This window comes from Xenorhabdus hominickii (assembly GCF_002632725.1).
Classification (GTDB): domain Bacteria; phylum Pseudomonadota; class Gammaproteobacteria; order Enterobacterales; family Enterobacteriaceae; genus Xenorhabdus; species Xenorhabdus hominickii.
The window spans coordinates 512,851-533,722 of the sequence record NZ_NJAI01000003.1 but is presented as its reverse complement, the minus strand read 5'-3'; the positions used below and the strand labels follow the sequence as shown (position 1 = coordinate 533,722).

General features: G+C 44.2%; 6 protein-coding genes. 5 read left to right on the top strand and 1 reads right to left on the bottom strand.

The window, feature by feature from the left end:
- Positions 1–782 precede the first annotated feature (782 nt).
- The 5 genes from Xhom_RS12320 (at position 783) to Xhom_RS12300 (ending at position 19,835) form a co-directional block, all read left to right on the top strand.
- Positions 783–12,614: a non-ribosomal peptide synthetase gene (locus tag Xhom_RS12320; protein WP_069316711.1), complete on the top strand. Its 11,832-nt coding sequence runs from the start codon at positions 783–785 to the stop codon at positions 12,612–12,614.
- Positions 12,615–12,976: 362 nt separating this feature from the next.
- On the top strand, positions 12,977–14,875 hold the full coding sequence (locus tag Xhom_RS12315) for an inverse autotransporter beta domain-containing protein (RefSeq protein WP_069316712.1): 1,899 nt from the start codon (positions 12,977–12,979) through the stop codon (positions 14,873–14,875).
- 370 nt (positions 14,876–15,245) lie between these two features.
- A complete protein-coding gene (locus Xhom_RS12310) occupies positions 15,246–17,117 on the top strand; it encodes an inverse autotransporter beta domain-containing protein (protein ID WP_084023137.1) in 1,872 nt (623 codons plus the stop codon).
- Between the two features lie 229 nt (positions 17,118–17,346).
- Entirely contained in the window at positions 17,347–18,699 is a 1,353-nt protein-coding gene (gene yegD, locus Xhom_RS12305; RefSeq protein ID WP_069316714.1) for a molecular chaperone, read from the top strand.
- Between the two features lie 497 nt (positions 18,700–19,196).
- Positions 19,197–19,835, top strand: a complete 639-nt coding sequence (locus Xhom_RS12300) for a GAD-like domain-containing protein (RefSeq protein WP_084023139.1) — start codon at positions 19,197–19,199, stop codon at positions 19,833–19,835.
- 449 nt (positions 19,836–20,284) lie between these two features.
- Here Xhom_RS12300 and Xhom_RS12295 read toward each other — a convergent pair whose 3' ends face one another.
- The gene (locus Xhom_RS12295; protein WP_232326101.1) at positions 20,285–20,749 is read right to left on the bottom strand and encodes an HPP family protein; all 465 of its coding nucleotides are present in this window, start codon (positions 20,747–20,749) and stop codon (positions 20,285–20,287) included.
- Between the last annotated feature and the right edge of the window lie 123 nt (positions 20,750–20,872).

The window sequence follows — 20,872 nt, the reverse complement described above, 5'->3', positions numbered from 1 at the left end:
CAGCATTCTCCTTTATACTAAAATAGTTAATACCTATCAGCCTTAGTGGTTCAAAGTCCCCGTTACTGATGTGACATTCTTCATATTTTTAGTTACGTATTCTTACTATTTATGTTATTTATTCAATGTATTCACCATTTCAAAGACAATCATAGTTTATTCCCCGCCATTATTATTAATAACTCACCATGGCGACTATTTCCTTAACCACAATATTGATTGTCATTTGGATTTAAGTCTATATTATTTTTTATTTATCATAGATATATTTTTTAATCATTTCAGAGTATAAATCAGAATATTCGACATCAATTACAATATATAAACCATAAGTTTACTTATTATCTCAGGACTTTTTTAGCATAATTAATTATGTATTATCTTTATTAATTTTATTAGTCTTGAAAGTTATTCTATAACTATATCAATTATATATTTCATAATGATTTTTGTTATACATAAAAATCATTTTAATTAATTTACGTTTGAAAAATTAAACATCATCAACAACTCATTAGTCATCACATCACTGTAATTTATTTATCATGGCATCTACGCTTACGCCTCTCTTTATTAATAAAAAATATCGACAAAACACAACAACTTAGTTAATTTAACTGGATTTACTTATTTTTATGTTGATTTTTAGTCAAAAAAACCTATTTTAAGGTACTCCAAAATACACATTTCACCTCAACAAAGATTAACCAAAGACAATAATTTTCTTATTTTCAAACATATAGATCAGATTAAGTCTGAACTATTAAAAAGGAGAAATGGATATGTCACATAACCATAATCACAAACACTCTTCTGAAACTTCTCCAGCAGTTGATAACGACGATTCTGTTCTCTTTCACACACAACCAATTAGCTCTCCTCAGCAAGTCATCTGGCTTAATCAGCTTATCCATTCCGATTCTTCCCACTACGATTCCTCCTACTACAACACCGGTGTTTTTACCTGCATTGAAGGTGAGTTGGATGAAGCCCTGTTCGTTCGTGCTTTCAAAGCGGTTGTTTATCGTCATGACACACTGCGTTTGCAACTCATTAGTACCGATACATTTCCCCAACAACGGGTTAATGACTCTCTTCCTGTGTCCGTGGCGATATACGATTTTTCGGAGCACGCAAACGCAGAAGCCCTAGTCAAACAGCATATCGATACAGAATTCAGGCGTCCGTTCCAATTGGGTAGACACTTAAATGATAGTGAGATGTGGCGTTCCGAATTATTGCGGGTAAGCCGTACTCGCTGGTACTGGCAGTTTTGCTGTCATCATTTGATCATTGATAGTACGGGGTTATTGATACTGCTTGACGATGTTATCGATGCTTACAATCGCCTTGTCAGGAAGACCCCTCTGAACAAAGCGGCTCCTTCTTATCTGGATTTTATTGCTGATGAGCAGACTTATCTTGCTTCTCAACATTACTCACACGATTTGCAATTTTGGGTGAAACGCTATGAAAATCTGCCGCCGCCATTGCTCCCGTTGATCAATCCCAATAAAACAGAACATCCCGGGCAAGCTAAACCCACCCAACCCAAATCCACTCAACCCATTGTGTGGCAGATAGACAAAACGCTTTTTCAACGTATCGAAGCGGGGGTAGCCCAACAAGGATTATCCGTCCTACACTTTATGTATGCTGTTCTGGCTAGCTATTTCGCCCGAACAACGGATGTGGATGAAATTGTCATCGGTATCCCCGTTCACTGCGGTAAAGATGCCCGGCAAAAAACGATGGGAATGTTCACGTCCATGCTCCCGATTGGGGTGACAATTTCATCGGAAGACACGTTCCTTGAAGTTATGCATAAAGCCGCCAGCGAATGGCTTCGTTGCACTAAACACCAACGCGTGCCCATGACAGAACTCAACCGGCAAATCGACATTCAACAGAAAACAGGGCGTACTCAATTATTTGACATTACTTTGTCACTCGAGGCATTTACAGCCAATCTGCACATGGAAGGAGAACATACCCGCGTCAAATTTTATGACATACATCATGGTGTACCCTATCCTCTTTCAATCATCGTCAAGCAATACACAAACACTGCTTACCTTGAAGATGACCGCTCCCCCATCACGATTGAATTCTATTTTTCTACCGATTATTTGAGTACCGCAGAGGTGATGGCTCTCCAATCCCGTCTTGCCATTTTGCTCGACGCCGCCAGCACTGCGCTGGATACGCCGATAGTGAATTTGCCCATCTTGCCAGAAGCTGAACGTCAACAGATATTGGAGGATTTCAATGCCACCCAGATCGATTTCCCGCAAGATACGCTGATTCATCAACTGTTCGAAACGCAGGTACAACGCAGCCCGAATGCCATCGCCGTAGTCTCTGAGGGCCAATCCCTGACTTATAACGAATTGAACTGTCAAGCCAATCGTCTGGCCCATTATCTGATTGCACTGGGTGTACGCCCGGACGATCGGGTGGCGATTTGTGTCGAGCGCTGTCTGGAAATGGTGGTTGGTTTACTTGCTATTCTCAAGGCGGGTGGTGCCTATGTACCGTTAGATCCCGCCTATCCGGCCGAACGGCTGCTATATATGCTTGAAGATGCCGCTCCGAGCGTCTTACTTACCCAATCAGCTCTTGCCAATACCCTGAATAATTGCGTGTCTACAAACTCCGTACCTGCCATCCTACTTGACGCCCAAGAACAACCCATCAAAACACAACCGGCCCATAACCCGAATAGCCAAGAGTTGGGTTTGACGCCAGGCCACCTGGCCTATGTGATCTACACCTCGGGTTCCACCGGATTGCCTAAGGGAGTACAAATGCCTCTGGCAGCATTGTTGAACTTATTGCAATGGCATCGTCACGCTCCTTCACTTCCCTCTGGGGCAGGTAAAACACTACAATTTGCTGCGCTTGGATTCGATGTGGCCTTTCAGGAAATATTTACAACCCTGTGCGAAGGTGGATGTCTGGTCTTGATTAATGAAGAAATTCGCCGTAATCCCCAACAGCTTCTCCATCTCATTCAGCAAAAACAAATTGATAGAATTTTCCTCCCTTATATCGCCCTACAGCATCTTGCAGAGGCATCCGACAATATTGAGGGCGATTTTTCTTGTTTGGCTCACATCATTACCGCAGGCGAACAATTGCGTATTACACCTGCTATTCTTCGCTTTCTACAACGCAGCGGATCATGCCAGTTACACAATCACTATGGCCCGACTGAAAGTCACGTCGCAACAGCCTATACTCTGGGCAAGGATATCGAACGGTGGCCAACGCTTCCCCCTGTCGGCCGTCCGATTGCCAATACACAAATCTATATTCTCAACGAACATGGGCACCCCGTTCCTCTTGGCGTTACAGGCGAAATCCATATCGCCGGAGCCGGTGTTGCCCGAGGTTACCTGAACCGACCTGAACTGACGGCAGAACGCTTTCTCGCAGATCCGTTTTCCGTAGAGCCGGGGGCCCGCATGTACAAAACCGGCGACCTCGGCCGTTGGCTACCGGACGGCACGATTGAATATCTCGGGCGCAATGATTTTCAGGTCAAGCTACGCGGTTTTCGTATCGAACCGGGGGAGATAGAAGCCCGGCTAACCCAATGTCCCGGTGTACGAGAAGCCGTTGTCCTTGTCCGTGAAGACGTTTATTCAGAAAACATGGCAGGTGGAAAACGTCTTGTGGCTTATCTATTGGCCGAACCAGATACAGAACTGGCACCAGCAACACTACGCCAGCAGCTCTCGCAACACCTTGCTGAATATATGATCCCCAGTGCCTTTGTCACGCTCGATACCTTCCCACTGACGCCCAATGGCAAACTTGACAGACAAGCCCTTCCGACACCGAATCAGGCAGCAATCGTAACTCGCAATTACGAAGCCCCGATGGGAGACGCAGAAATTACCCTGGCCCAGATTTGGCAAATGTTGTTGGGAATAGCGCGTGTTAGTCGCCACGACCACTTTTTCGAGCTTGGTGGTCATTCGCTGAAAGTGGTCAAGTTAATTGAACAGTTGCACAGCTTAGGTTGGAGCCTTAGCTTCCACACTGTATTCGCCACTCCGGTGCTGACCGAAATAGCAAAAACGATGCGGAGAATCGAAGACAATACTGATACGTTCACTGTGCCACCCAATGGTATTCCTGACGACTGCACCGCTATCACACCGGATATGTTGACCTTGGTATCTCTGTCCCAAAACGAAATTGATACCATTGTCTCGACGATCTCTGGTGGTGTCGCCAATATCCAAGATATCTACCCACTCGCACCACTACAGGAAGGTATTCTGTTCCACTATCTGTTGCAGACACAGGGCGATACTTATCTGGTACGCAATGTATTTGCTTTCGATAACCGCGAGCGTCTCGATGCTTTTCTGGCCGCCTTGCAGCAGGTGATTAACCGTCACGATATTTTGCGCACCGCCGTCTGTTGGCAGGGGCTGACTCAGCCAGTGCAGATCGTCTGTCGTCAGGCACTTCTGCGCATTGATGCGTTTATGCCAAATATGGCAAATATGGCAAATATGGCAAATATGGCAAGTCTGCCAAACGACGAACAGGATGTCTTATCCCAATTGCTACGCCATACCGACCCGCACCAACACCGTCTTGATGTAAGTCAGGCACCGCTCTTTTCTGCCAATATTGCTTATGATCCGCATCAGGACGAATGGCTACTGGCTCTGTGTTTCCAGCACCTAATCTGTGACCATATGGCACTGGAACTCATCATGGCTGAAATCAGCGAATTGTTAAACAATCGCTTAGATAATCAGCTAAACAACCATGTTGAGAGCCAGCAAGCCAAAAACTTACCGGTAGCCCTGCCTTACCGAGACTTTGTCGCCCAAGCCTTAAGTGTGCCCGTTTCAGTACACGAAGCCTACTTTCGTGAGGTGCTTGCCGACGTGGAGGAACCAACTGTTCCTTTCGGAATATTGGATGTTCACAGTGGAAATAGGCAAATAACAGAAGCCGCTCAGCCTCTGGATGCGATACTGGCAAAAGCAATCCGCACACAGGCACGCCGTCAGGGTGTCAGTCCGAGTGTGTTGTTCCATGTTGCCTGGGCGCAGGTGCTGGCACACACCAGCGGGCGGGATGATGTGGTTTTTGGGACACTTTTGCTGGGGCGAATGCAGGGCAGTGCCGGTATCGACCGGGTTCTGGGGCTGTTTATCAATACCCTGCCCGTACGTATCCGGCTGGCGGGGAACAGCGTACAAGCAATCGTACAAACAACTTACCGAAATTTAACCCGTTTGCTGGAACACGAACAGACATCATTAGCACTGGCGCAACGTTGTAGCGGTGTTGCTCAACCCCTGCCACTCTTCAGTTCACTGTTCAATTACCGCCATAGCCAACCAGAAACCTCTCTTCCTGCGTGGGAAGGTATACGCCTGCTGGAAGAACAGGAAAGAACAAACTATCCCCTCGCCTTGAGCGTGGATGATTGGGGAGAAAACTTCCAGTTAGTTGCTCAGACTGTGTCAGGCATCGAACCTACTCGCTTAAATGCCTATATGACTACCGCTCTGGCGGGTTTGGTATCAGCACTGGAAACCCACCCCCAAACACCGATTTTGAACATTCCCATTCTGCCCGCCGCCGAGCGCCGACAGTTGCTTGTCGATTTTAACGCCACTCAACTCTCTCAACACACGGGGGCAGATTTCCCACAAGAGGCTTTAGTGCACCAACTGTTCGAAGCACAGGTGCAACGTACACCAGATGCCATCGCCGTGGTCTTTGAAAACCAATCGCTGAGCTATGATGAATTGAACCGCCGTGCCAATCGTCTGGCATATCATTTAATGGCTTTTGGGGTACGCCCTGATGATCGGGTGGCGATTTGTGTCGAACGCAGCCCGGAGATGATAGTGGGATTATTGGGGATCTTAAAAGCTGGTGGCGCCTATGTACCGATGGATCCAACCTATCCGACCGAGCGCCTGCTGTACATGCTTGAGGATGCGGCTCCGATAGCCTTACTTACCCAAATAACACTCGTCAATATGCTGGACTGCACGGCATCCAGATGCTCGGTATCGACTATCCTGCTCGACAATCATATGACCGATGACTATATGGCTCATTACCATAAGATCAATAACCATAAGGTCAATAACCAGACGCAATTAGAGGGGGATGTTTCCTCCCTGGAAAATAATCCTGATGCCCAGGTTCTGGGACTGACGCCACATCATCTGGCCTATGTGATTTATACGTCAGGTTCCACCGGCCAGCCTAAAGGTGTTATGGTCGAACACCGTAGCCTGTGCAATTTAGTGACCACTCAGCAAGACACACTGTTATTCCCTCCTGCCAGTCGAGTCTTGCAGTTTGCCTCAAACAGTTTCGATGCCAGTATTTGGGAATGTTGCCTGACACTGCTGGCGGGCGCCTGCCTCTATCTTGCTAAGCAAACCGATATTCTACCTGGTGCAGCACTGTCCCATTATTTAGAAACCCATGCCATTACCCATATACTCTTCTTGTCACCAACAGCGCTGGCAGCGATGGATACCATACCCGATACGCTGCAAACCGTAGTCGTGGCTGGTGAAGTCTGCCCTTCCTCCTTAGTCAAACGCTGGGCACAGGGACGACAGATGATCAATGCATATGGGCCAACAGAAATTACGATCTGTGCCACCCACTACCAATGTGATAGTCAGGCAGATACTCCACCCCCGATTGGGCGCCCTATGGCCAATACCCAAATCTATATCCTTGATAATGCAGGCCAACCTGTCCCGCTCGGTGTGACCGGGGAAATCTATATTGCCGGTATCGGTGTCACCCGTGGCTACCTGAATCGCCCTGAACTGACCGCCGAGCGCTTTCTGGCTGATCCGTTTTGCTCAGATCCGAATGCACGTATGTACAAAAGCGGCGATCTGGGGCGCTGGCTTCCCGATGGCAATATCGAGTACATCGGCCGCAATGATTCCCAGATTAAACTGCGTGGTTTTCGTATCGAAACCGGTGAAATAGAAGCCCGGCTGACACAATGCCACGGTGTGCGTGAAGCAGTGGTTTTCGTCCGTGAAGAAGAACCCGGTCAAAAACGTCTGGTCGCCTATTTACTGGCTCAGACAGGCGTTAAATTGGTGCCAGCCGAATTGCGCCGACAACTTATGCCATATTTGGCTGAGTATATGCTGCCCACTGCCTTTGTGACGCTCGATGCCTTCCCGTTGACCCCCAATGGCAAGCTCGATCGTCAAGCCTTACCTGCACCAGATCGGTCAGCAATCGTGACGCGTGAATATGAAGCTCCTGTGGGAGAGATCGAAACCATATTGGTCGAGATCTGGCAGACATTATTGGGATTGAAGCAGGTCGGTCGCCATGACCATTTCTTTGAGCTTGGCGGGCATTCTCTACTCGCGATCCAGCTTGCTGCCCGTGTGCGTCAGAAGCTGACGCGGGAACTTCCCTTACCACAACTCTTTGCCCGCCCTGTTCTCGCTGATCTGGCCGCCGTGCTCACCAAAGCGTCAATAGTCGCTCAAACCAGCATTCCTGCCGCTGAGCGCCATCAACCACTGCCGCTCTCTTTCGCCCAGCAACGCCTTTGGTTCCTTGCCAAGCTCGATCCCGCTGCGAGTCTGGCTTATCATATTCCTGTCGTTCTGCATCTCAGCGGACAGCTCGACCGAACAGTATTTATCGCCGCACTCAACAGCCTCGTTGCCCGACAAGAAAGCCTGCGCACCCGTTTTATCCTGATGGATGAACAGCCTCATCAATATATTGATGCCGTAGATATTGGCTTTGCCTTGACCTGTCAGGATCTACGCGGATTAGACGAAGTTTCTCGTACTGCCCGTATTGATGAACTGACAAAACTCGAAACACAAACCCCGTTTGACTTTGCCAATGAACCGCTAATTCGGGGTCAATTGCTGCAATTGGCCGACGAAGAACATACGCTGATCCTAACCCTGCATCACATCATCACCGATGGTTGGTCGGTAGGGATATTAATCCGCGAACTGGGTGAACTCTATCGAGTAATGCTTGAGGATCATAGTGATCCCCTCCTCCCGCTGCCTATTCAATACGCCGACTATGCCGTCTGGCAACATGAATGGCTAAAAGGCGAGACTCTTACAACACAGCGGGATTTCTGGCGCAAGCAACTTCATGGAGCACCTGCGTTGCTGGATTTACCCACCGACCGGCCACGTCCATCAGAACAAAGTTACGTCGGTAGTCACGTCCCGATCCAGTTGGATACTGACTTATTGGCCGCCATCAAAGCTCTCGGACAACGTCAGGATACAACGCTATTTATGACACTGCTGGCAGCTTGGGGGATTGTGCTGGCACGTTTGAGTGGTCAGAACGATATCGTTATCGGTACACCTGTCGCCAATCGTTCGCGGAGTGAACTTGAGGGATTGATCGGTTTTTTTGTCAATACCCTGCCCCTGCGTGTCGAACTGAGTCAATGTGATACTGTGGCGGAACTGCTTGTTCATATACGTAAACAGGCATTAGCGGTCTATGCACATCAAGATCTGCCTTTTGAACAGATAGTAGAAACGTTGCAACCTGATCGCAGCCTGAGTTACAGCCCAATTTTTCAGGTCATGCTGGCTTTGGATAATACTCCCATTCAGGCTTTTGACTTATCGGGTTTGTCCGTTTCATTAATTGAGCAACCTCACCACAGCGCGTACTTTGACCTAACGCTGTCACTTACCGAAACCGAGGATGGATTCAGTGGCTATCTGGAATATGCTGTGGATCTGTTCGACCGCGCGACGATTGAACGCATAGTCGGTTATTTCACTCAAGTGTTGATGGCCATAACAGACGATGAAACGCAGTCCATTACCCAATTGCCGCTGCTGTCCGTTGCAGAGCGACAACAGTTGTTGGTTGATTTCAACACTACAGCTCTCTCTCAAGACACGGATTCTCAAAAAATCAGGAGCAGCTTTCCGCAAGATACGTTGATTCATCAATCGTTCATTCATCAACTGTTTGAAGAGCAGGTACAGCGCACACCCGATGCCACAGCCGTGATCTTTGACAAAGATTCGCTGAGTTACAGTGAACTGAACTATCGAGCCAACCAACTGGCACATAGCCTGATTGCCTTTGGAGTACGCCCTGACGATCGGGTGGCTATTTGTGTTGAACGCGGTTTGGATATGATCATTGGCTTATTCGGGATCTTAAAAGCCGGCGCTGGTTATATTCCACTCGATCCAGATTATCCTACCGAACGGCTAATCTATCAGTTGTCAGACAGCAAACCGGTTTTATTGCTGACGCAACAACATTTGCAGACATGCTTGCCAATACAAGATCTCCCCATTTGGCTATTGGACGATGAAATTCATCAAAATAACGTAGCAAAACAACCTGCACATAACCCTGACAGCAATCTAATGGGGCTTCAGCCGCACCACTTGGCCTATATTATCTACACTTCCGGTTCAACCGGACACCCTAAAGGCGTTATGCTGGAACACCAGAATGTTGTGAGCCTTATTCATGCTCAGCGTCAGGTCAGTCATCCTCAATTGGGCGATCGTATTCTGCAATTTGTAACCGTGGCGTTTGACATTTCGGTGTCGGATATCTTTCCTACCCTTGCATCGGGTGCCACGCTGGTTCTGCGCCCGTCCTATATCAAAATACCGAATATCACCTTTGTCGATTTCTTACGTGAACAGAAAGTCACTATCATAAATATCCCAACGGCCTTCTGGCACCACTGGGTACAAGAGTTAATGGCCGGACGCGACAGTTTTAGCCCTTATCTGCACACCGTTATTGTCGGTGGTGATAAAGTTGAACACCGCTATTTAATGGACTGGCTATCATGCCCAGAAACGCAATCCTGCCGTTGGTTCAACGCCTATGGCCCGACTGAAGTGACCGTCACGGCCACGACACTGATGATAGATGGCAAACAAACTTTCCCTATCACCGACAACATTCCCATTGGTCGCCCCATTGCCAATACCCGCATCTATATTTTGGATACGCTCGGTCAATTGGTGCCTATCGGCGTAAACGGCGAAATCTATATCGGTGGTCTGGGCGTTGCCCGAGGTTATTTGAACCAACCTGAGCTGACGGCAGCGAGATTTGTCGTCGATCCTTTCAGCAAACGGTCCGATGCCCGCATGTATAAGACCGGTGATCTAGGTCGTTGGCGGCCTGACGGCAATATTGAATATCTCGGTCGCAATGATTTTCAGATCAAAATACGCGGCTTCCGAGTTGAGTTAGGGGAAATAGAAACCCGTCTTACCCAATGCCATGGTGTACGTGAGGCTATCGTACTGGCCCGGGAAGACAGGCCGGGTGATAAGCGTCTTGTGGCTTATCTGCTTGCCAAACCGGATACGACATTGGTGCCAGCGGAATTAAGACGGCAACTTGCACAGCACCTTGCCGAATATATGCTGCCAAGTGCGTTTGTGATACTTAATGCCTTCCCGCTGGCTCCCAATGGTAAACTCGACCGTCAGGCATTACCAATGCCGGATCAGACAGCGGTCGTGACACGCGCTTATGAAGCACCAGTCGGCGACATGGAAATAGTGCTGGCCGGAATCTGGCAAACGTTATTGGGGCTGGATAGGGTAAGCCGTTATGATCATTTCTTTGAGCTTGGTGGTCATTCTCTGATGGTGGTCAATCTCATCGAACGATTGCGCGGCCAAGGCTGGATTCTTGATATGCGTACCGTGTTCTCCACACCAGTACTGGCTGAGATGGCAAACGCTATGCGAATGGATCAGGACAATGCAACCGCATTCATCGTTCCCCCTAACCTCATCCCGAAGGACTGTATCACCATCACCCCCAACATGCTGCCCTTAGTTTCCTTGTCCCAGAGTGAGATTGATACCATCGCCGCTGCCATCCCCGGCGGAGCTGCCAATATTCAAGATATCTATCCACTCGCGCCATTACAGGAAGGTATGCTGTTCCATCATCTACAGCAATCACAGGGGGATGTTTATCTGTTACATATCTTGCTTGCTTTCGATACTCACGAACGCCTTGATGCTTTTCTGACAGCCTTGCAACAGGTCATTAATCGTCACGATATTCTACGTACCGCTGCCTACTGGCAAGGATTAACTCAGCCAGTGCAAGTCGTCTGGCGGCAGGCACCTCTTCGTATCGATACCTTTGTGCCATACAGTGACAAAGACGTACCATCTCAGTTGCTGGCACATACTGATCCGTACCAGCGCCGCCTTGATATCAGTCAGGCTCCGCTTTGCTCAATAGATATCACCTATGATCCGCAACAGAACGAATGGTTAATGGCACTGTGCTGCCACCATTTACTCAATGACCATATGTCACTGGATTTCATCGTGACAGAAATCAAAGAACTGCTGCACAATCGTACCGAACACCTACCTCCGGTATTACCTTACCGTAACTTTATCGCTCAATCCCTGAATGTACCGATCTCAGTTCATGAAGCCTACTTCCGTGAAATGCTCGCCGATGTGGATGCCCCGACCGCTCCCTTCGGAATACTGGATGTTCATAGCGGAAACAGACCGGTGACAGAAGTCATGCGACCTCTTAATGCAACACTGTCCAGAGCTATCCGCACACAGGCACGCCGTCAGGGGATCAGTCCCGGAATACTGTTCCATGTCGCATGGGCGCAGGTGCTGGCAAAAACCAGCGGACGAGATGATGTGGTCTTCGGCACAGTCTTGCTGGGACGGATGCAGGGAAGTGCTGGCATCGATCAGATCCTGGGTCTGTTTATCAATACCCTGCCTATAAGGATCCGGCTTGCAGAAAACAGTGTGCAGTCAGTCGTGCAAGCAGCCTACCGTAGTCTGACGCAACTTCTGGAACACGAACAGGCACCGCTGGCACTGGCCCAGCGCTGTAGCGGTGTGGCAGCACCCTTACCGCTCTTCAGTGCACTGCTCAATTATCGCCATAGTCCATCGGATGTAACCCGCACCACATGGGAAGGTATGCGCATGATGATGGGACAGGAGAGAACCAACTATCCCCTCTATCTGGCCGTCGATGATTTAGGTAAAGGCTTTCTGTTGGCTGCCCAAGCCGTGCCGGGTATCGATCCGGAACGTCTGCTCACTTATATGATCACTGCCCTAACGGGTTTGGTTGACGCACTGGAAACCGAACCTCAGCAGCCAATCATGGACATTCCTGTTCTATCTGTCACCGAGCATCAGCAGTTACAAATCAATTTCAACTGCACACAAGCCGAACTACCGCTGGCATCCAATGGAAAATTTAACCTTCAAGGGCTGCCTAGGCCTGAACCATTTGCTGTAAGAACAAACAACTATGAAGCCCCTGTTGGTGACGTAGAAACGGTACTGGCTCAGATCTGGCAGGATCTACTAGGACGAGAAAAGATCAGTCGTCATGACCATTTTTTCAAGCTGGGAGGCCAATCACTGATAGCGATACGACTTCTGTCCCGTATGCGGGAGCAAGGCATGGATGTTTCATTGGCGGCACTATTCACTCACCCAACATTGTATGAACTGGCTTTAGCTGTAAGTGACACGGACAAGTTTCATAAGGCTACGAATCCTAATCACGCGACTACATCAGGATAACAGTAGAATTTATTTAATGGCACTCCACAAGTGGCTGCTAAAACAGCCACTTCTTTTTGTCAGAATAATATATTTACTTCCTTCCTTGCGTTCAAAAGACATCAAAAATAAACCCAATATTATAAGTCGTTATTTTTGACTGTATGATTTAATCATAAACTGAAAAACAAACGGTATATACATGATATTATTTTTCTAAAAACCTCATGCAATAACTTTAATTCATCAATTGATAATTATTTGTAATTACATCTAACTAAGATCTATGTGCTATATCAAAAAGAGGTAAAAAAACCTTTATTATTCGCTAACAATGAATAATAAAATTTAATTCAGTGGCAAACAGTTTGAGGTTTTTACATATGTCTCAATATATTGTTAAAATTACTCGATTTTTTATAGTGTTACATTCTCTATTTCTACCTTCCTTATTTATAACTGCTTTTGCAGATAGCAATGCAGCAACTAATAATATTTACTCTCCTGAGGCTAAAGAAGGTAATATTGGCTTTCAATCAGACGATCCAAACCAGAAACTCTTAGTTTCTAATTCCAATAAAGGCAATAATTTAGAAAAAACAAACCCCACCTCAAATCTTGCTACAGAGAATATGCTCGCAAGAAGTGTCCAAAAAATGGGTGGGATGCTGACATCTTCTCATTCTGATCTGGCAGGGCAGGCTACATCTTACGCTTTGGGCACCGTTAACAATTTTATAGCCTCCGAAGCGCAGACATGGTTATCACAATTTGGTACAGCCAAAATCGATTTTACCTTTGATAAAAAAGGTAAACTGGATAAAAGCTCCTTAGATTTGCTGTTGCCACTCTACGATAACAAAAAAGACTGGCTGTTCTTCTCTCAATCAGGCTATCGCAAGAAAGACAGCCGCCATACTTTCAATTTAGGTTTTGGCGGTCGTTATTTTACCCCGAGTTGGATGTATGGCTTAAACTCTATTTTTGACTATGACATCACAGGCAACAACAGACGATTAAGTCTCGGTGGGGAGATCTGGGGAGACTATATGAAATTCTCCGCCAATACTTATTGGCGTTTAACGGGTTGGCGGCATTCACTGGATTTTGATAAACATAATGAACGCCCTGCTAACGGTTATGACATTAATGGGGAATTCTTCTTACCTGCTTATCCGAGTCTGGGAGCTAAGCTGGCGTATGAACAATATTTTGGTGACGAAGTTACTTTATTCGATCGTAATACCAAACAGAAAAATCCAAGTCTGGGTAAGATTGGAGTGACTTATACCCCGATCCCGCTCGTGACTATGGGTGTAGATTATAAACTAGGGACAAGTGGTCATAGCGAAGCTCAGTTTTTGGCAAATTTAAATTACAGGCTGGGTGTTCCTTTCAGTCTTCAGTTATCTCCAGCTAACGTAGATTCCATGCGTACACTGGCCGGTAGCCGCTATGATTTAGTCGAAAGAAATAACAATATTGTCCTTGACCATCAAAAAATAGCGCCGCCTCAGCTTTCTACAGGGCCTACAAATATTTCACTGACTCTTTCCAACCCAACTAGAACAATATTTCAGCCTTATACTGTGACGGCAATAGTTAGAGATAAGGCAGGGAATATTCAGGTTGGTAGAAGAGTCAACTGGGCTTTAAAACATTTTGGGCAGTTAGGGGTAAAATTAATACCTCTAACAAACGTCACCAACAATAAAGGTGAAGTTAGTGCTTTGGTGAACAGTTCAATACCTTACCCTTACGATGATGATAAGAATAGTAATCCTTATCAGAAGGATAATGTTACACTATTAGCCTATGTTGACGAAGATAAGGACGCTGCTGCCTCTGTAGATATGCAATTCCAACTACCAAAAATCGAAAAAATAAAGGCATCTCCTGAAAATGGAACTGTCCCTGCTAATGCAGTTGCTTTTTATACTTTTGAAACAAAAGTGACCAACCAGGATGGTACACCTTACTCGATGGGCAACCTTCAGTGGACTACAAACAACAAAGATACAAACTCTCTAGTCAAAATAATAGGCTCTCCTAGTGATTTCCATCCTGATGGGACAGCCAGAATAAAACTGGCATATGCTAAAAATAACAGCGATGACAGCGATGACAGCGATGACAACGTTAACAGCGTTAACAGCGTTAACAGCATTAGTCTAAAAGCATGTCTGGCTGTTATTCATTTCAACTACACTATAGGGGGTGTAACGTACTTCGGAGAAACATGTTCAGAGGATATAAATTATAAAAACCCCCTAGATAGTTAAGGTAAATAGATAATTATCCAACCACGCCGTAGAGGCGTGGTTGTTCATTTGCACATTCTAGTAACCTGACACATTATTTTTTATATGAATAAAAAACAATTAACGGCTATTTTACGTTAAATTCTCATCTTAAATTAAGTTTTCATTCAATACCCATTCACGATAACACCGTCGCCACTTTTAAATAGATATAATATTATCCCCAAAAAAATTTACGTGATAACCTTTATTCATTAGTTGATAATTATTTGTAATTACACCTAATTAAGATCTATGTGCTATATCAAAAGGAGGTAAAAAAACCTTTATTATTCACTAACAATGAATAATAAAATTTAATTCAGTGGCAAACAGTTTGAGGTTTTTACATATGTCTCAATATATTGTTAAAATTACTCGATTTTTTATAGTGTTACATTCTCTATTTCTACCTTCCTTCTTTATAACTGCCTTTGCAGATAGCAATGCAGCAACTAATAATATTTACTCTCCTGAAGCTAAAGAAGGTAATATTGGCTTTCAATCAGACGATCCAAACCAGAAACTCTTAGTTTCTAATTCCGATAAAGGTAATAATTTACAAAAAATAACCCCTTCCTCAAATCTTGCTACAGAGAATATGCTTGCAAGGAGTGTCCAAAGAATGGGCGGTATGCTGACATCTTCTCATTCTGATCTGGCAGGGCAGGCTACATCTTACGCTTTGGGCACCGTTAACAATTTTATAGCCTCCGAAGCACAAACATGGTTATCACAATTTGGTACAGCCAAAATCGATTTTACCTTTGATAAAAAAGGCAAACTGGATAAAAGCTCCTTAGATTTTCTGTTACCACTCTACGATAACAAAAAAGACTGGCTGTTCTTCTCCCAATTAGGCTATCGCAAGAAAGACAGCCGCTATACTGCCAATTTGGGTTTTGGCGGTCGTTATTTTACCCCGAGTTGGATGTATGGCTTAAATTCTATTTTTGACTATGACATCACAGGCAACAACAGACGCTTAAGTCTGGGTGGGGAGATCTGGGGAGACTATATGAAATTCTCCGCCAATACTTATTGGCGTTTAACGAATTGGCGGCATTCACTGGATTTTGATAAACATAATGAACGCCCTGCCAACGGTTATGACATTAATGGGGAATTCTTCCTGCCTGCTTACCCGAGCCTGGGGGCCAAACTGGCGTATGAACAATATTTTGGTGATGAGGTTACTTTATTCGATCGTAATACCAAACAGAAAAACCCAAGTCTGGGTAAGATTGGGGTAACTTATACCCCGATCCCACTCGTGACTATGGGTGTAGATTATAAACTGGGGACAAGTGGTCATAGCGAAGCTCAGTTTTTGGCAAATTTAAATTACAGGCTGGGCGTTCCTTTCGGTCTTCAATTATCTCCAGCTAACGTAGATTCCATGCGTACACTGGCCGGTAGCCGCTATGATTTAGTCGAAAGAAATAACAATATTGTTCTTGACCATCAAAAAATAGAGCCATCTACAGGACCTGCAAATATTTCACTGACCCTTTCTCATCCAACCAGAACAATATCCCAGCCTTATACTGTGACGGCAGTAGTTAGAGATAAGGCGGGGAATATTCAGGTTGGTAGAAAAATTAATTGGGCTTTAAAATATTTTGGGCAGTTAGGGGTAGAATTAACACCTCTGACAAGCGTCACCAACAATAAAGGTGAAGTTAGTGCTGTGGTGAACAGTTCACTACCTTACCCTTACTATGAGGAAAAGCAAGAGGATTATGGCCATGAGGTCATACGTTCCGAAATTGATAATCCCCATCAGAAGGAAAATGTTACAGCATTAGTCTATGTTGGCGAAGATAAGACCGCCGCAGCTTCTATAGATATGCAATTCCAACTGCCAAAAATCGAAGAAATAAAGACATCTCCTGAAAATGGAACTGTCCTTGCTAATGGAAAGGATTTTTATACTTTTAAAACAAAAGTGACCAACCAAGATGGTACACCTTACTCGATGGAAAACCTTCAGTGGGTTCATTGGAGGTGGCAGAACGACGACGATCTTCACCCCGAACTCATCACAATAGGTCCTCGTGCTGATTTCCGTTCCGATGGAACAACCCAAATAAAGGGAGCGCGTGCTAGTAGCGAGACTTATGCTCGAATGTGCCTAACTATTCTTCATGCCAACATAAATTCACCTAAGACACCGCAATACGGACTGAAATGTTCAGAAAGAATGTATTTTAAAGAACCCTAAAAATGGGTCAAGATAAATAGACAGTTGCCCAGCCACACCTCTATGGTGTGGCTGTTTATTTACACTTTCCAGTGATCTGACACATGATATTGTTTATATGAATTAAAAAATCAATTAACGGCGCTTTTCCGTTAATTTTCCTACCTTAAGTTCAGCTCGCATTCAACACCCATTTACGATAGCATCAGTGCCCTTTTTAAATTTTCCACGCTTGAGAATGAGAAAACCTATGTTCATCGGTTTTGACTATGGCACATCAAATTGCGCGGTAGCAGAGATGAGCGGAAATACGCCACAACTGATTGCTATCGAGAATGATAACTACTATATACCTTCGACTTTGGCTGCACCGACCCGGGAATCAGTTTCTGAACACTTATTTCGTCATAGGAATATTAGTCCAGGCAATCAATCGGGGGAACAACTGCTTCGTAGTGCGATTGCTGTAAACCGTGAAGAAGGTATTGAACTTGTACCAGATGATATCGTATTTGGGCAAGAAGCATTGTCTCGATATTTAGAAAACCCTCAAGATGTTTATTACGTAAAATCACCGAAGTCTTTCCTTGGTGCAATGGGATTAAGAGATACCCAAATCAGTTTTTTTGAAGATCTGGTTTGTGCCATGATGGCGAATATTAAACACCAGGTAGAAAATAATAAACAACAAACTGTTGAAGATGTCGTGATCGGCCGTCCGATAAATTTTCATGGGCGTGGTGGTGACAAATCTAACCAACAAGCAGAGACAATTCTGCTTGATGCTGCAAAGCGAGCAGGATTTCGCAATATTGAGTTCCAATTTGAGCCAGTAGCAGCAGGTTTGGAATACGAAGCTACATTGGCAGCAAATAAGACCGTTCTGGTTGTTGATATTGGCGGTGGAACGACAGACTGCTCCCTCATTCAAATGGGGCCAGGCTGGAGAGGAAAATCCGAACGCAGTGATAGCTTACTGGCTCACAGCGGTCAGCGTATCGGTGGGAATGACCTCGATATTAATCTAACCTTTAAACAATTGATGCACCCTTTTGGTTTGGGAAGCAAAGTGGCTTCAGGTATCGATATGCCACTTACCCAATTTTGGAACCCAATCGCCATCAATAATATACAAGCTCAAAAAGAATTCTACTCTCGCCAGAATTTGGCGATATTAAAATCGTTACATAGAGACGCTCAAGAGCCAGAGAAAATAGCCCGACTATTAAAGGTATATCAAGACACTCTAGGATACAGTTTGGTGCGTAGTGCTGAAGAAGCCAAAATTGCGCTTTCAGGACAATCCGAATATCTCGTTCAATTAAATTTATTATCAGAAGTTATTGAGGTTAATATCGAATATGATCAGATGGTTGCTGCCATTGATTCGACTAAAACTAAAATGGCTAATTTGGTTAGCGAAGCCGTGACTCAGGGAGGCATTAATCCCGATGTGATTTTTATGACGGGGGGATCAGCAAGTTCGCCTATTCTTCGTCAGGCAGTGAAACAAGAATTACCCGGTATTCCTCTGGTTGGTGGTAATTACTTTGGTTCAGTCACTACCGGTTTGGCGCGCTGGGCAGAAATTTGTTTTGCTTGATAGGGTGTAAGCAGGCTCAATAAAATGGACCTGCTTCTTTATTACCTATCTAATTCAGAATTGAATTATTATTGAGGCATAACACATACAACAAACTTCATATTTTTTGTCCACTATTATTATCGAAAAGCTCTATTTTTTGTCGTAAAATATATATTTAGATTGAAATTAATATAAGTCTATTAATTATCACCTTACCAATTTATTACCATAACTATTTTTTAATATTATACTTAAATATAATCTCATATTATATCTTAACATCACGTTTTTTCAATTGAAAATATTTGAATTTTAATTAGGAAACCATCAAAAAGCACAACTTCGGGTGAAGAAAAAATTTGAAATAGCACAAAAAAGTGAAGATAAAGACAGAATAGAAAAAGCTAATTATAGGTTAAAAATGCTATATGAAAAAACTCAGGAAGAAACCAGTAAAGCTTCCTCAACACAAAAATAGTCAATGGACAATACAAATACAGTCACAATAGGAAAAAATGATGCTAGATATACACTTTGAAGCCTTTATTAAAGAAATGGGAGAAGCCACTCAATATAAATCAGTTCCTGATGAAGAAATAGAAAAATGGCGTGGAATATTACCTGACAGGCTTCTTCTCTACTGGGAAGTTGAGGGATGGGCGAGCTATAAAAATGGATTATTCCGTATTGTAAACCCCAATGATTATGCAGACATAATGCAACTATTGATGGAACGTGCTCAATTTGAGCCAAAAGATACCTATCATGTTATTGCTGTCAGTGGGCTGGGTGATCTTTTACTTTATGGGGAAGAGACCGGAATAAATACATCAATAACAAGTGACTATAATACTATTCTTCGTGAAAAATGCTGTTTCTTTAAAAAAGACAAATCGGAATTAGATTATGATATTCGTTTATTTTTTGAAGATATGGGTTTCTTTTCTTTAGAAAATAGTGCATATACAAATGGAGTGTTCGATAAAGCTATAGAAATTCATGAATCACTAAATGATAATGAAATATTTTGTTTTGAACCTGCTATTTATTTAGGTGGAGAGGTTTCCCTTGAAAATATTAGAAAAGTAGATATAAACACTCATTTTTATACTCAGAGCCAACAAGATATACCTGAAATAGATGAATTTGAATAATTGATTTTTTATAAAATCAGATATAGAAAAGCGGCTGATAAAATGGCCGCTTTGTACACTCATACCAGGATAAACATATCGGCACTGAGTGGCTCATTAATCGCCATCATCACCTCTATCGGAAAATGAACAATCGTCGCTACTATCATTTCTATGACAACTTGGTGTGTCGTGATCTTTTGTATCTGAATGAGTTGTATGTGAACTAGTTACGAAATATGATGAATTATTGGTGGACAATAAATTGCGTTTTTTTTCCACGACCCTTAGTAAATTTTACACCATATTTTACTCCATAACATGATAGAGAAAAAACAATGATCAAAAATAAATTACAAGAAAAATAATTTTTAATTATGCTATAGAAACACTTTAATAAAGATCAACCATCCTTTTTTCTGGTAAATCCATGCCAATATATTGGCCAACGACTTTCTTTTCCCACATTATTAATAAAATATGCAATCGCAATAAGCGCCAAGCTGCCAGTTAATACTGGGGGTAAAAAGAAAGTCGAAACCAACAATTTTCTGTCCGGCCAAAAAGATAACCAATGGGTTGGCTCCTGCTGGTGGATGTACAATTCGAAATAATTGCATCAGCATAATAGCTATTCCCACCGCCAAAGACATGGCAATTAACGAATCCCCCAGTGTGTATAATGTAATCAACCCTACAAATGCACTCAATAAATGTCCACCAATAATATTTCTTGGTTGGGCAAGAGGAGAAGTCGGGGCTGCGAAAAGAATGACACAAGTTGCCCCAAAAGGTGCCATTAGCCACGGATATTCCGTCATTTGGCTTAAATAGCTCAAGACCAAGATCCCCAAAAAGCCCCCAGACAGGCCTTTAATTAATTGAACAAACTCCGGTTTTGGTGGTAAACCGCCTCCGCCTTTCAATGTACTCATGCTCCGCTCTCCAAATAATTTCTGTGCAATATGACTCAATAGATGTGATACTTCACGTGTACAGATCTGTCACACCACAAATGGTACAGATCTGTACACTAAAAAACAACTACTGATTCGCAA